At 62.6% G+C, this 14,279-nt stretch carries 12 protein-coding genes and 1 pseudogene; 8 read left to right on the top strand and 5 right to left on the bottom strand.

What is annotated here, in order from left to right; genetic code table 11:
• Nucleotides 1-32: 32 nt before the first annotated feature.
• Nucleotides 33-1,460 (bottom strand): sensor histidine kinase, encoded by a 1,428-nt coding sequence (locus tag AC06G8_RS16610; RefSeq protein WP_480283343.1) that lies wholly within the window; start codon nt 1,458-1,460, stop codon nt 33-35.
• A gap of 146 nt (nt 1,461-1,606) precedes the next feature.
• On the opposite strand from AC06G8_RS16610, the gene AC06G8_RS16605 reads away from it, so the two are divergent.
• From AC06G8_RS16605 to AC06G8_RS16595, 3 genes are all read left to right on the top strand, one after another.
• Nucleotides 1,607-2,926 (top strand): DRTGG domain-containing protein, encoded by a 1,320-nt coding sequence (locus AC06G8_RS16605; protein WP_447663721.1) that lies wholly within the window; start codon nt 1,607-1,609, stop codon nt 2,924-2,926.
• Between the two features lie 289 nt (nt 2,927-3,215).
• Entirely contained in the window at nt 3,216-3,509 is a 294-nt protein-coding gene (locus tag AC06G8_RS16600; RefSeq protein WP_480283342.1) for a ribbon-helix-helix protein, CopG family, read from the top strand.
• Between the two features lie 27 nt (nt 3,510-3,536).
• On the top strand, nt 3,537-4,676 hold the full coding sequence (locus AC06G8_RS16595; RefSeq protein WP_480283341.1) for a DNA polymerase III subunit beta family protein: 1,140 nt from the start codon (nt 3,537-3,539) through the stop codon (nt 4,674-4,676).
• A 203-nt stretch (nt 4,677-4,879) separates the two neighbouring features.
• Here AC06G8_RS16595 and AC06G8_RS16590 read toward each other — a convergent pair whose 3' ends face one another.
• The 3 genes from AC06G8_RS16590 to AC06G8_RS16580 form a co-directional block, all read right to left on the bottom strand.
• Nucleotides 4,880-5,197 carry a YtpI family protein gene (locus AC06G8_RS16590; protein ID WP_480283340.1) on the bottom strand — a complete coding sequence of 106 codons (318 nt, stop codon included), beginning with the start codon at nt 5,195-5,197 and terminating at the stop codon, nt 4,880-4,882.
• Nucleotides 5,198-5,502: 305 nt separating this feature from the next.
• Nucleotides 5,503-6,030 carry a sporulation membrane protein YtrI gene (locus AC06G8_RS16585; protein ID WP_480283339.1) on the bottom strand — a complete coding sequence of 176 codons (528 nt, stop codon included), beginning with the start codon at nt 6,028-6,030 and terminating at the stop codon, nt 5,503-5,505.
• 9 nt (nt 6,031-6,039) lie between these two features.
• Nucleotides 6,040-6,366 (bottom strand): YtrH family sporulation protein, encoded by a 327-nt coding sequence (locus AC06G8_RS16580; RefSeq protein WP_447663712.1) that lies wholly within the window; start codon nt 6,364-6,366, stop codon nt 6,040-6,042.
• 147 nt (nt 6,367-6,513) lie between these two features.
• On the opposite strand from AC06G8_RS16580, the gene AC06G8_RS16575 reads away from it, so the two are divergent.
• On the top strand, nt 6,514-10,443 hold the full coding sequence (locus tag AC06G8_RS16575; protein WP_480283338.1) for a DNA polymerase III subunit alpha: 3,930 nt from the start codon (nt 6,514-6,516) through the stop codon (nt 10,441-10,443).
• 214 nt (nt 10,444-10,657) lie between these two features.
• Here the strand turns inward: AC06G8_RS16575 and AC06G8_RS16570 are convergent.
• Nucleotides 10,658-10,897 (bottom strand): annotated as a pseudogene (locus tag AC06G8_RS16570) (glycosyltransferase family A protein); the annotation flags it as partial.
• 223 nt (nt 10,898-11,120) lie between these two features.
• Here AC06G8_RS16570 and AC06G8_RS16565 point away from each other — a divergent pair.
• From AC06G8_RS16565 to AC06G8_RS16550, 4 genes are all read left to right on the top strand, one after another.
• Entirely contained in the window at nt 11,121-11,630 is a 510-nt protein-coding gene (locus tag AC06G8_RS16565; protein WP_480283337.1) for a phosphatidylglycerophosphatase A family protein, read from the top strand.
• Between the two features lie 363 nt (nt 11,631-11,993).
• The gene (locus AC06G8_RS16560) at nt 11,994-12,182 is read left to right on the top strand and encodes a glutamate decarboxylase (RefSeq protein WP_480283336.1); all 189 of its coding nucleotides are present in this window, start codon (nt 11,994-11,996) and stop codon (nt 12,180-12,182) included.
• A 43-nt stretch (nt 12,183-12,225) separates the two neighbouring features.
• On the top strand, nt 12,226-13,119 hold the full coding sequence (gene accD, locus AC06G8_RS16555) for an acetyl-CoA carboxylase, carboxyltransferase subunit beta (protein ID WP_480283335.1): 894 nt from the start codon (nt 12,226-12,228) through the stop codon (nt 13,117-13,119).
• Nucleotides 13,109-14,242 (top strand): acetyl-CoA carboxylase carboxyltransferase subunit alpha, encoded by a 1,134-nt coding sequence (locus tag AC06G8_RS16550; protein ID WP_480283334.1) that lies wholly within the window; start codon nt 13,109-13,111, stop codon nt 14,240-14,242. Before accD ends, AC06G8_RS16550 begins: the two co-directional genes overlap by 11 nt.
• The last annotated feature ends 37 nt before the right edge of the window (nt 14,243-14,279 follow it).

The raw sequence follows: 14,279 nt of genomic DNA, 5'->3' as shown, positions 1-14,279 counted from the left end.
TGCGGATTCTTTTTTCATGATCAACGGGTCCATCAGACCGTTTCGGTCCCTGCTCCTGCCCGGTCCGTTCCAGCCGCAGCCTCTCTGCCGCCGGACAGAATGGGAGCGCAGGGAAGTACGACGCTGACGCAGAGGAAGGAGCCGTCGAGCCGGGCGGAAGCAGATCCTTTGTAGTGCCTGGCACGCTCCGCCACGATGGAAAGCCCGAGTCCGGAGTGGCCCGAGCCGGACGGCTTGGTGGTATATCCCGCTCGGAACATTTTTTGAAGAATCGCGAGATCCGTTCCGGCCCGGCAGCGGTTGGAGACGGCGATGGTCATGCCGCGCCCGCTCAGGGAGGCTTCGAGCCGGACTTCGCGCTGTCCGTCCGGCAGCTCCGCGGCCTCGTCGAAGGCATTGTCGAGCAGGTTCGCCGTGATGCGGACGAGGTCGATGCTCTTGAGAGGAGGCAGCTCGGCTGCCAGAAGCAGATCTGCGATCTCGTAGTCCAGCGAGATTCCGAGGGACTTGGCCGCCTCTTCCTTGACGCTGAGAAGGGCGGCGACGGCTGGAAACGGCAAGGCGGCGAGATCGGCGGCGACCCGGTTGACGGCCTGGATCTCCTCCAGCACCTCTCCCATATAAGCCGTCAGCTCCTCGTGCTTGCCCAGCTTCAGCATGAGATGCATCGTCTGGACATGGTTGATGAAATCATGCCTCTGTCCCCGGATCGTAGCCAGCATCCGGACGAGATCGCCTTCGAATGCCTGTCCGCCCTTGTCTTCCCCTTCGCGGCGTGCTTGGGCGATCAGCCGAAGCGCCATGAAGATGATCGGGGCGATCGTCGAGACGCTCAGAACGAGAAGGAGCGAAGAGGTCTGCCGGACGCCGCTGACGACATAGTGCTCGAGAAACAGGAGCGCCAGCAGCATGAACTGCAGGGAGACGAGCAGGATGAAATAGAGCATCGATGACCCTGCCGCTTTTGCAAAGCCCTTCTTCAGCATGGCTCCGGGATGGAAATTCCGGCGCTCCATCAGCAGCGCCGCCAGCGCGAACAAGGCGAAGGAAGGCCAGCAGACGGCGATCTTCAGCCAGACAGGTCCGCTCAGGACGCTCTCGTAGGCGGTGAACTGAACCGCGGCGCCCATTGTAACCATATCCGACAGGATGATGAAGATGAGCAGCAGCGCTTGCAGCACCAGGCGCTGCCGCAGACTCATTTCCCGGAAAAACAGCCAGAGAAAAAAAGCAATGGAAAGGATCGTATTGCTGAAATGCGCCCAGGCGGGAAGCTCGAAGAAGAAAAGATCGGTATATAGGGAGGACGCCGCGACGAATCCAAGAATCCGCTTCCAGAGGCCTTCGGTCCGGATGCCGAGAAATTGGAAGGTGAAGCAGGTGAAGATGAGGCTCTGGGGAATGGATACGAAGACATAGAGAGTGGCAGAGCGCATGAGCAGGCTGTAATCGATATTCACACTTGGCTCTCCTTGTCGGACCATTTACGTATCGGTTCAGGCGTTCATTTCTACTTTAGCGGCTTTTTGCTAAAATGAACACATCGATTTTTCATCGGCGAAAGGCGGCGAAGCAGGTGGCCTCAGACAGCAGCGGCAAATCATCCATGGAAGCATTAACGAAGCACGAACAGCTGATCCGTCATATCGAGGAGCTGGAGCCGGGAGTCCGGATATCGGTCAGGGGCATCGCCAAGGAGCATGGAGTCAGCGAGGGAACGGCCTACAAGGCGATCAAGGAAGCCGAGCAGACGGGCCTTGTCGCGACCAAAAAAAGAATCGGAACCGTACGCGTGCACCGCTCCCGCAGAGGATCGCTCGAAGGGCTCACCTTCGGCGACGTGGCCGATATCGTGGAGGGACAGCTGCTCGGAGGCGCGGAAGGCCTGCAGCGGACGCTGCATAAGTTCGTCATCGGCGCGATGGAGCTGGAGGCGATGAGCCGTTATATCAACGAAGACAGCCTGCTCATCGTCGGCAACAGGCAGGAAGCCCACCGGACCGCGCTGCAGCAAGGTGCGGGCGTGCTCATTACGGGCGGCTTCGGCACGGGGGAAGAGGTCATCGCCTTGGCCGACGAGCGGGGGCTTCCGATCATCGTCTCCCGCCACGACACCTTCACCGTGGCCTCGATGATCAATCGGGCCATGTATGACCGGCTGATCAAGCAGAAGATCGTGCTGATCGAGGATATCATGAGCTTCGGGCGGCCCGCGGACGTGCTCGGCGCGAAGGATACGGCGGCGGATTTCCACCGGCTTGCTGGCATTACGGGCAGCTTCCGCTTTCCGGTGCTGGACGAGCGGGGGCGTGTCACGGGCATGATGACGGCCAAGGATGCGGCCGGATCGGATCCGCAGACGCCGCTGGAGCGGCTGATGACCCGTCATCCCATTACGGCTGCCCCCAATATCACCGTCACCTCGGCCGCTCATACGATGGCGGCCGAAGGCATCGACCTGCTGCCCGTCGTCGACCGCCACCGGAAGCTGCTCGGCGTCATCACCCGCCAGGAAGTGCTTGAAGCGATGCGGATCACCGGCCGCCAGGGCGAGTCCGGAGAGACGTTCGACGAGCTCATCGGCGCGGGCTTCGAGCGCCGGGAGGACGAGGGCTCTTTCCGGTATTCCGGCGTAGCCGCGGCGCAGATGTCCGGCACGCCGGGAACCGTATCCGAGGGCGTCCTTGCGACGCTCATGATCCAGGCTTCCCGGCGCATGGTCAGGGAGAGCGGGCGGAGCGACCATATGATCGAGAGCGTGACGTCGTACTTCATGCGGCCGGTCGCCATCGATTCGCAGCTGCATCTGGAGCCTGCGGTGCTGGAGATGAGCCGCAAGTCGGCCAAGCTGGAAATCCAGCTCAGCGATTCCTCCGGAGTGGCGGCCAAGGCGATTCTGTCCATGCAGCTGATGGACGGCTATTGATAGGCTGCCGAGCCTTCTGCATCTGCATGGCATGAATCTGCCGACAGGCATGGACCCCGATCCGGGCTCGCCAGGCAGGACGATTACGCTCGTCTTCCTGATTCCGTCTCTCTCTTTTTAACGACAGGCCGTTTTTCCATGAGCGCTGCCTTCCCGGCGCTCTTGGCAAAAGCGGCCTTTTTTTCATTTGATTTTTCCATTCATTTACAAGCTGAAAGCGTTCATGGTACACTGAACTAGAGATAAATTGATTTTAGTAACTTTATTCAAAAATAAGGAGAGCCATGCCATGGATCGTAAATTCACGAAAATAGCCGCACGGGAACCGGACGGCCAGCTGTCCATGATGTATCCGCGCGGAGGCAATCGTTCCGGAGCAGGCAGAAAGGCGATCGGAATGACGCGCAAGGTGTCGCTCACGCTGAGCGACTCGTTGTGGGCCGAGATCGACAGGCGATGCGGCCGGAAGGGCCAGTCCAGGTCGGAGGTTCTGCGGGGTCTCCTGGAAGCCGCTGTCGCTGCAGGGGCCTTTGGGGCTGAAGAAGCCGAAGAAACCGAAGAAACGGAAGAAACCGAAAAATAATGGGATGAAGGCGCAGGTGGCGGGAAGATGCGGCTGATGATCAAGCGGGATCTATTGATGGAAGCGTGTGATCAAGTTGTTCCGGCGGGGGGCAATTTCCGGACCGGGGAGCTGCATTTGACCGCGAGCGCGGGTGAGCTCGCCGTGAGCGCGGCTGCCGGGAGGGTCGTGCATCAAGCCGTATTGCCGGAAGATGCCGGCTTGCTGAAGATCGAGGATATAGGACGCCTGGCCCTGCCAGCCCGTTATTTCCTTGCCGTTATTCGCCAGGCGGACGGGGAATGGCTTGAGCTTGAAGGACCATCAGGCGGCATGGCCTGCATCAAGGCCGGGCAGTCGGAGCATCGGCTGGCCGTTGCCGAATCCGGAGAAATCCCCGTTTTGGCCGATGCTGCCGGCAGCCCTGCTTTCGTTTTGGATGCCGGCAGCTTCCATTCCAAGCTGAAGCAGGTTTTTTTCGCCGCAGCGGCTTCGGGCTCAAGGCTGCCGTTGACCGGCATTCTGATCGAAGCGGGAGGATCGTCCTGGAAGCTGTCGGCTACGGATGGAGTCCGTTATGCCAGCTGCCGCATGGGCGCTTGGGGTGACGGAGGAGCCGGCTGGAGCTGTCTGCTCCCGGCCAAGCCGCTTCACGACTCGCTCAAGGCGCTCGGAATGGAAAAGGGAGCCTCCCTAGCCCTTGCTATCCTTCCTTCCCAGGTCCACCTGTCGGCAGGGAGGGCAAAGGTTCAGCTCCCGAGGCTGGAAGGCAGCCTGCCGCATATCAAGGAGGACATATTCGGGGAGGGAGCCCGAGGTATTTCCCTGGATTCGACTGTATTTCGCCAAGCGCTCGATCGTGCCTGCCTGGTCGCGGGACCTTCGGGGGCGGTGAGACTGAGCGTGGATGCGGAATCCGCCTTCCTGTCCGCCAGGACGGCAGGAATAGGCGATACCCGGCAGAGGCTGCTCGGGGTTGAGCGGATCGCCGGCGCTGAATCGTCCTGGCAGGTGCTGTTCCACGGAGGGGGCATGAGGGAAATCGTGCATGCCATCGACTTTTCCCGGCTTGAGCTGGCAATCGGGGGCCTGCAGAAACCGATCCGGATCACCGTTCCCGATGACGACGGACGGCTGTACATGGTAGCCCCCATTCTGGATGCGGCGCTGTCTTCGCGAGGAGGCTGAGCCCGATTGCAGACGTGGTGAGCACGCTGAAGACCCGCTGTCCGGGCTGCCTGGCTTCTCGGCCCGGCGCCGGAACTTCAAAGACCGTGAGCGGCTCCGATCCGCTCCATCGCATTTCGAGGGGAATGACAAAAGCCGGCCTGCACTCTGCCGATATACGGCGGTGCAGGCCGGCTTTGCTGTTCCGGAAGCAGCGGCAAGCTTCAGCTGCCGCTGCGTTCCATGGCGGCGCGGATCATGCTGCGGTTGCGCAGGCCGGCAAAGATGTTGAACAGCCCGAGCACCATGAAGAGGGAGCCGATGATGACGCGCAGCGTGGAGCCGCTGTACATGAACATCTGGATCAGCGAGATGAATATCAGCATGCTGCCCATGCTGATATTCATGCGGGCGGCGTGCAGCGCGCGTTGGCGCTGGTCGGAGGAACGGCGGGATTTGAAGCTGTAGACGACGGACATCGCAGAAGTCAGGACGATGCCTGCGATGAGAATCCACTGAAGCCATACGACGGGATCGTTCATGGTCGAGTGCTGCTCCTTTTTCAACTTGCGGACGCGAAGTCCGGTTTTTGGCCATTGTACCACGAATGCGGATGCAATCGCGAACAGGCTGCGGCGGAGGCCAGGCGGAGAATGCGGCCTTGAACGGCCGATGGAGACATGATCCCTTGATTTAAATATCGCCGCCGATGCGGTGCAGCCGCCGGTCTGCTTCCGGAAGAATGATCTGCAACGAGCATTGCCCCGCCTGCCGCTCCGACCACGGAGACGCGTCTGTCGACGGGAATCTTGATCTCCTGCCGGGCTGTTTCCGAAATGGCTGCCTTTCAGCGGGAGTCGTCCTGCTTGGCGCTGCTGTTCATTTCCGGTCCCTTTTGGCTCACGCTGACCCATACCTGAAGCCGGTTGTCGACGACGAGCACGGTTTTGATTTCGAGCAGCAGGTTCTTGTCCTTGTCTTTATAGATTTTGCCGGCGAGCAGCTCGCGTGCCAGCCTCGACTCGCGGTCGATGTCGTAGATGCTGCGCCCCTCCAGCACCTTCAGATCGTTGTGAAGCATCTTCCGCAGCCGCGTTTTGGCGGGCTCGTCGAGCGACGCGGTGACCGGACCGTTCTCGAAGCGGATCTGCAGCGACTTGATGATGGAATGCTGTTCGTTGAACTTGGTCAGCTTCTCGATTTCGTAATCCCGTTCGTTGAGCTTGCCTTCCAGCTCGCTCTTGAGGTTGGCGATCCGGTCGAACTGGGCCTGGAAGAGAGCCTGGTAGAGGGCGGCGCCGATGACGATGCCGCAGATGACAAGGCCGAGCGCTTGAGTAAGCCTGGCGAAGCGGGCGAAAGGAGGCATGCGCATGGGATCTCCTCACACCCCGTCCCGGCAGATCATGCGGATCAGCTCCGTGCCGGCATGCGCCCCGATGAAAGCGCAGATTATGAACAGCAGCTGCTGGGCCACCGGGGACAGATGGCCTTGGGAAATGTTGCTCTCGATGACCCGCATGGGATCGATCGTGCCGCCGACCGCGGCGACCAGCGCCCATATTTTCAGACGCGACGCCGTATCGATCATCATAAGGGACGGCGGCGAGGAAGCCAGCACGGAGGCGATGCCCGCGAGCAGGGTGCCTCCGACTACGACTCCGAAGGCAATGAAGCAATCGATCAGGGCTTTGGTCAAGATCATGTTCATTCGGCTCATCCGCCTCACCTGTTTCGTCTAATAGTAGGGAGCGCTTGTCTCTCTTCCTCCATTCTATGGGCTTGGCCGGGTTATTTATGATAAGATAGACGGAAAGAGCGAACAAGTGTGCCCCGCATGGGGAGAGGGAGAGAGCCGATGAGCGGAAGCGAGAGTTTCGTGCACCTGCATGTGCACAGCGAATACAGCCTGCTGGACGGAGCGGCGCGGATCCGCGACCTGACGGCGCGCGCGGCGGAGCTCGGCATGACCTCGCTGGCTCTGACCGATCATGGCGTCATGTACGGAGCGGTTCCCTTCTACAAGTCCTGCCTGAAGCACGGCATCAAGCCGATCATCGGCTGCGAGATGTACATGACGGCAGGCTCCAGGGCGGACAAGGGAACGCGCAAGGACAATCCGATCTACCATCTGATCCTGCTCGCCAAAAACGAAGCCGGCTACCGGAATCTCATGAAGCTGTGCTCGATCGGCCATCTGGAAGGGTTCCACTACAAGCCGCGGATCGACCACGAGGCTCTCGCCCGGCACTCGGAAGGGCTGATCTGCCTCAGCTCCTGCCTGCAGGGCGAGGTGGCGCAGCATCTGCTCTACGACCGTCCGGAGGAAGCGCGGAGAGCGGCGCTCCGTTACCGCAGCGCGTTCGGCGAGGACTTTTTCCTGGAAATCCAGGATCACGGCATGACGGAGCAGAAAAAAGTGATGGCCGGCATGATGGCGCTGGCGGAAGAGACGGGCATCCCGCTCGTCGCGACCAATGACGCCCACTACCTGCGGCAGGACGATGCCGCTGTACAGGATGTGCTCATCTGCATCGGCACCGGCAAAAGCGTCAGCGATCCGGACCGCCTGCATATGCACGGCGATCAGAACTACCTCAAGAGCCCGGAGGAGATGCGGCGGCTGTTCCGCCACGTGCCCCAGGCACTGGAGAACACGGTCCGCATCGCCGAGCGCTGCAATCTGGAGCTGAGGCTCGGCGAGCACGCGCTGCCGGAGTACAGCCCGCTGCCGGAGGGCATGACTGCAGCGGCTTATCTGGAGGAGCTGTGCCTGAAGGGAATGGCGGAACGTTACGCCGCGGACGCTCCGGGAACGACAGGCTCGGCAAGCGCGGTTGACGGAGCGCCGGGAGAACGGGGAGCGGGATTCGGGCCTTCTATGGCGAAGGCTGGCGGAGCGGGCGGGACGGCTTCTCCGGCAGATGGCGGCAGCTTCCTGCGGAAGGCGGAGGAGAGGCTGCGCTACGAGCTGTCCGTCATCGAGCGGATGGGCTTCAGCGACTATTTCCTCATCGTCTGGGATTTCATCCGCTACGCCCATGAGCAGGGCATCCGCACCGGTCCGGGCCGCGGCTCGTCGGCGGGCAGCCTCGTCGCCTACTGCCTGCGGATCACCGATGTGGATCCGCTGAAGCACAGGCTGCTGTTCGAGCGGTTCCTCAATCCCGAGCGGATCAGCATGCCGGATATCGACATCGACTTCAACGACGAGCGGCGCGACGAGGTCATCGCCTATGTAAGCCGCAAGTACGGGGCCGGGCATGTCGCCCAGATCATTACTTTCGGCACGCTGGCGGCCAAGGCGGCCGTCCGCGACGTCGGCCGGGCGCTGGACGTGCCGCCCGGCGACGTGGACCGCGTCGCCAAGCTCATTCCGGGCCAGCCGGGCACGACGCTGGAATCGGCGATGGCTTCCGTGCCGCAGCTGCGCGAAAGCGCGGATCACCCGGCGACCCGCGATCTCATCGCGATGGCGCTGAAGGTGGAAGGCATGCCCCGGCATGCCTCCACGCACGCCGCGGGCGTCGTCATCGCCGGACGTCCGCTGACGGACTACGTGCCGCTGCAGCCCGGCTCCGAAGCGGCTCCGCTTACGCAGTATTCCATGGAGAACGTCGAGGCGGTCGGCCTGCTCAAGATGGACTTCCTCGGCTTGCGCACGCTGTCCATCCTGGAGCGCACGCTGAACTGGATCCGGGAAAGCGAAGGGACGGATATCGACTTCCGCGCCATCGCCGACGACGACCCGGCGACGTACGAGATGCTCGGCCGCGGGGATACGACGGGCATCTTCCAGCTGGAGTCCAGCGGCATGCGCCGCGTGCTGAAGGAGCTGAAGCCTTCCTCGTTCGAGGACATCGTCTCGGTGCTGGCTCTGTACAGGCCCGGTCCGATGGAGTTCATTCCGCAGTTCATCCGGGGCAAGCACGGGCTTGCGGAAGTACAATATCCGCATCCTTCGCTGGAGCCGATCCTGAAGGACACGCACGGCATCATCGTCTACCAGGAGCAGATCATGCAGATCGCCTCTTCAATGGCCGGCTTCTCGCTCGGGGAGGCCGACCTGCTGCGGCGGGCCGTCTCCAAGAAGAAGCGCGAGATTCTCGACGAGCAGAGGGCGTCCTTCGTCAGCGGCAGCCTTGGCCAAGGCTATCTCGAAGAGGAGGCGGACCGGGTATACGACATGATCCTGCGCTTCGCCGACTACGGCTTCCCGCGGGCGCATGCGGCGGCTTACGGCGTGCTGGCGTTCCAGACGGCCTGGCTCAAGCGCCATCATCCGGTCGCCTTCATGGCCTCGATGCTGGCTTCCGTGACGGGCAACCAGCGCAAGACAGGGGAGTACATCGATGAATGCCGGCGGATGGGCATCCCCGTGCTGCCGCCGGACGTCAACCATAGCGGAGTCACCTTCGCGCCGGACGGCGGCGCGGTCCGCTTCGGCCTTGCCTCCATCAAGAACGTCGGCACCCAGGCGATCGAGTCCATCCTGCGGGAAAGGAAGGAGCGCCCCTTCGCGAGCCTCATCGATCTGTGCCGGCGCGTCGACCTGCGCGTCGTGAACAAGCGCGTCCTGGAATGCCTGATCGGCTCAGGCGCTCTGGAATCGATGCCCGGCCACCGGGCGCAGCAGCTCGCGGCGCTCGACGAGTCGGTGGAGACGGCGCAGAAGTGGCGCAAGGAGCGCGAGGAGCTGCAGATCGAGCTGTTCGGCTTCGAGGAAGTGCAGAACTGGGACGTGGAGCTGCCGGCCGTACAGCCCTATTCCGCCGTGCAGCAGCTGGAGCTGGAGCGGGACCTGCTCGGCCTGTATCTGACCGGCCATCCGCTCGACGCTGTCGAGCATGTTCTCGACGGACTGGAGCTCGACCGTCTGGTCGACCTGGCCGACGCGCCGGATGGAGCGTCCTGCGTCGCCGCCGTGCGCGTCGTGTCGCTGAAGCAGCTGCGCACCCGCAAGGGCCAGCAGATGGCCTTCGCGGAGGCGGAGGACCGCATCGTGCGCGCCGAGGCGGTGCTGTTCCCTACCGCATGGTCCCGCTTCGGGGACAAGCTCGAAGCCGGCAGCCTGGTCATCATCCAGGCAGCCGTGCAGCATGGGGACGAGGACTTCAAGCTCATCGTCGATGACCTCGTCCCCCTTGACGCCGGCGATCCCGGCTTCGCCGCCGGGGTCGCCCGGCTGCGCCGCCAGGCGCGCGCCCGCAGCGCGCGCGCCGCGGCCGCGCCGCAGGCGGCCGGGGCTGCGCCCGGCTCCGCTCCGGGGCGCGGGGCAGGCGCGGCCAGGCCGCCTGCGGGCCGCCCCGCCGCCGCAGCCCCTGGCGCAGCCGGCTCTGGAGCAGCCGCCCCTGGAGCAGCCGCCCCCCGCCGCGCAGCCATCCCTGGCGCAGCCGGCTCTGGAGCAGCCGCCCCTGGAGCAGCCGCCCCTGGAGCAGCCGCCCCTGGAGCAGCCGCCCCTGGAGCAGCCGCCCCTGGAGCAGCCGCCCCTGGAGCAGCCGCCCCCCGCCGCGCAGCCATCCCTGGCGCAGCCGGCCCTGGCACAGCCGCCCCTCGCGGGGCTCAGCGGCTGTATGTCAAAATCGCGGCGGACCGGGAGCATCCCGCCGCCCTGGAGCGCCTCAAGGCGCTGCTTGCCGACCATCCGGGTCCGCTGGGGACCGTGCTCTTCTACGAGAGCGAGGGCAGGACGATCGCGCTCAGCGAGCGCTACAAGGTCAAGCCTTCTCCCGAGCTCGTCGGCGGAATCGAAGGCTTGCTCGGCAAAGGCTCCGCTGTCGTCAAATAACAGCCCGCCCTGGCCGGCTGCTCCGGCACATTCCTGCATCTCCTGAATAAGGCCGTCCCGCTGCTGGAGAGGGAACGGCCTTTTCATATGGATTGCAGACGGAGCCACTGTTTTTCGAGGAGAAAGCAGATTGAGCGGATAGCGGTTATCGGTCGGCATGATGATGCTTACCTCGATCGCGATAAGGACCGCCTCCTTTCCTGACGGCCCGGCATCAAGGCCGCAGCCTGCTCTTGATCCATTGATCCAGCGGCGGCCACCAGCGCTGCCTGGTCGTTTCGGCTTTCAGCGCGATGGCCGGAAGATTGAAGGAAATTTCTCCGTTCCTCGGAATCATATACGCCAGCTGTTTCTCCAGCTTGCCCGGATAGAACCGGTCGTCGGAGCTCAGCCAGGCGATGCATTCGCCGGCGGCGATCGCTATGCCGGCATTCAAGGCGCTGGCCGTACCCCCTCGCCGCCGCCCTGATGCCCGCTTACTGCACCGGAAATTAACGGAACATTTCCCGGGACACGCGCATAGAGTAGGAAACGCAAGTCGTCAGGCTTTGGCTACCATGGCGGTCGAGCCGGGGCGAAGGACCTGGGAAAGAGGGGCGGCCGGCTGGCCGCGCCTCTACTCGTGTCTCCGCTTGCGGCCACCGCTCTCACGGCAATATTTGCGGGAGGGAATGCGGATGAGTTCCGAAATGGAGCGCTGGCTCGGCCGGCGCGGCGTAACCGTGGATGATGTGGCGTCGATCGTGCTTTCCCTGCAGCGTCCCTACAATCCTCTGCTCACGATGGAGGAATGCACGGAAAGCGTGCGCACGGTGCTGGGCAAGCGGGAGGTCCAGTACGTGTTTTACACGGGCATCGCCTTGGATGAGCTGGCGGAGCGGAAGCTGCTGCCGCATCCTTTGCAGGCCATCATGGAGAAGGACGAATCGCTCTACGGCGTCGACGAGACGCTGGCGATGGGCATAACGAACGTATACGGAATGATCGGCTTGACCAGCTTCGGGTATCTCGACAAGGTCAAACCCGGCATCATCAGCCATCTGAACGACAAGACGACAGGCAAGGTCCACGTCTTCCTGGACGATCTCGTAGCGGGACTGGCCGCCGCCGCTTCCGCCCGGATCGCCCATCAGGATCCCAATGCGCTGCGCTACAGCGCCTTGGACCGGAGCGAAACCTCGGATTGAAAAAGAGGGATTCCGCATGCCGGGGACGAATGTACCTGCTGATGCTCCGGCATGTTCCTTCAGGTCCGTGCGCCGCGAGGCGCCGGAATGCCTGGTGCAAGCCGGACGAACAGAGATCCATCGGTTTCGCCGCAGGCTTCTTGGCATGTTCCTGAAGACATTTTCTTCCCCTTGCTCTAGGGACGGAAGACAAGCCTGGCAAGGCTCTAGCTACGCAGAAATACTCCTTCCGACCCTTTTCCAACCCGCAATCCGGGCCGAACGCGCCGATCCGACAGTCCTGTTTCTTGCGGGAAATTATTTTCCTATGCTATGATTGTGAGATCATATGGCCTGTTTCCGGAATATCAGGAGGTACCTTTCATGTGGACGGTCATCTACATCGCGCCTACCGCGAGAATCGCGGATAGGATCCAAAAACGGCTGACGGAAGAAGGCTTTCTCGTACAGACACGTCCGATAAACATGTCCAAGCAGCAATACGAGATTCTCGTTCCGTCCGGAGAGCTGGAGGAAGTCCAGGAGGTCCTGAGCTCCATTCTTCATTCGTGATGGCCGGTTCGACTATACTTTAGCGTCTTGAGAGGTGTCACTCGTGTTCAAGGACTTATTTCATAAACGCAAATACGCGACCGTTCCGTCGGAACGTGAGCGCAGCGACAGCCAGGAGCGTCCCAAACGGGACATTCCCGAAGGGCTGATGAACAAGTGTCCCAAGTGTGGGACGATTCAATTCAGCAAGGAACTGGAGAAAAACCTGAAAGTATGTCCGTCATGCGGGCATCATTTCCGGCTCAGCGCCTGGGAGCGTATCGGAATGACGCTCGATGACGGACGTTTGTCTGAATTCGACGCCGATATGATTTCCGAGGATCCGCTGGAGTTCCCGGGCTACGCCCCCAAGCTGGAGACCCAGAAGAAAAACTCCGGCCTGAAGGATGCTGTCGTCACGGGCACCGGCGAGATCGGCGGATTCCCTGTCGTCGTCGCGGTCATGAGCTTCGACTTCTTCAGCGGCAGCATGGGCTCGGTCGTCGGGGAGAAGATCACCCGCGCCATCGAGCAGGCGCATGAGCGCCGGCTGCCTATGCTCATCTTTTCGACCTCGGGCGGAGCCCGGATGCAGGAGAGCATTCTGAGCCTGATGCAGATGGCCAAGACGAGCGCCGCGCTGGCCAAGTTCCAGTCGGACGGCGGCCTCTACATCTCCGTCATGACCGATCCGACCACCGGCGGCGTCACGGCGAGCTTCGCGAGCCTCGGCGACTACAATCTGGCCGAGCCCGGCGCCCTGATCGGCTTCGCAGGCCGGATCGTCATCGAACAGACGATCCGCCAGAAGCTGCCGGACAATTTCCAGACGGCGGAATTCAATCTGCAGCACGGTCAGCTGGACCGCGTCGTCCACCGCAAGGACATGAAATCGACGCTGACCCGCGTGCTGGACATGCATGCCCCTGTGAAGGAGGAGACAGCCCATGGCGTCTGAATTGCCTTTTGAGAAGCCGCTCGGCGACCTTCGCCGCAAAATCCAGGAGCTGAAAGGGCTCAGCCAGGATACGGGCATCGACTTCACCGACGAGATCGCCCGTCTGGAAGCCCGCTGCAAGCAGCTGGAGGACGAGATGTACAGCGAGCTCAGCCCTGCCCAGAAGATGCATCTGGCCCGCCATCATCAGCGTCCGACCTCGCTCGACTTCATCCATGACATCTTCACGGATTTCCTGGAGCTGCACGGCGACCGGCTGTTCGCGGACGATCTGGCGATCGTCGGCGGCCTGGCCAAGCTGAACGGCGTGCCGGTGACAGTCATCGGCCACCAGCGCGGCAAGGATACGAAGGACAACATCGCCCGCTTCTTCGGCAGTCCCCATCCGGAGGGCTTCCGCAAGGCGCTGAGGCTGATGCACCAGGCCGACAAGTTCAAGCGGCCGATCATCACCTTCATCGACACGAAGGGCGCTTACCCCGGCAATACGGCCGAGGAACGCGGCCAGTCGGAAGCGATCGCGCGCAACCTGCGCGAGATGGCTCTGCTCGGCGTGCCGGTCATCTGTGTCGTCATCGGCGAAGGCGGCAGCGGCGGAGCTTTGGCGCTGGGCGTCGGCAACCGCGTCCTGATGCTGGAAAATGCCATCTACTCCGTCATTTCTCCCAACGGCGCCGCGTCCATTCTCTGGAAGGATGCTTCCAAGGCGGACCAGGCAGCCGAAGCGATGAAAATCACGGCGAAGGACCTGCTGTCGTTCGGCATCATCGAAGAGATCGTGCCCGAGCCCAAGGGAGGCGCGCACCGCGGCCAGGCGGAGCAGTCGGCGTTCATCAAGGATGCCCTGTGGCGCCATCTGCAGGAGCTGTCGGTTCTGACCTCGGAGCAGCTGGTGGAAGACCGCTATGCGAAGTTCCGCAAGATCGGACGATTCGCATTCGCCCCGTCGGCTTCGGCCGTCGAAGGACCGCAGGGGCACGAGCCCCAGGCCGGAGGCGACTCGCAGGAGCGCTTCAGCGGCGAGGCGGCGGTCGAGACCGGAGCCGCTCCGGTCGAAGCGGGCGCATCGGAGGCGGGAGAGACATCTCCCTCCGCGGCTGCCCAAGCTGCGCGGGTCCATTAAGAGAACCAGCCAGGCAATGACGGGCGCTGCCGCCTCG

The sequence above is a fragment of the Paenibacillus sp. SJS-P3 genome, from assembly GCF_056711585.1.
Note: the sequence above shows the minus strand (reverse complement) of the source record. Positions and strands in the feature narration are given on the sequence as shown.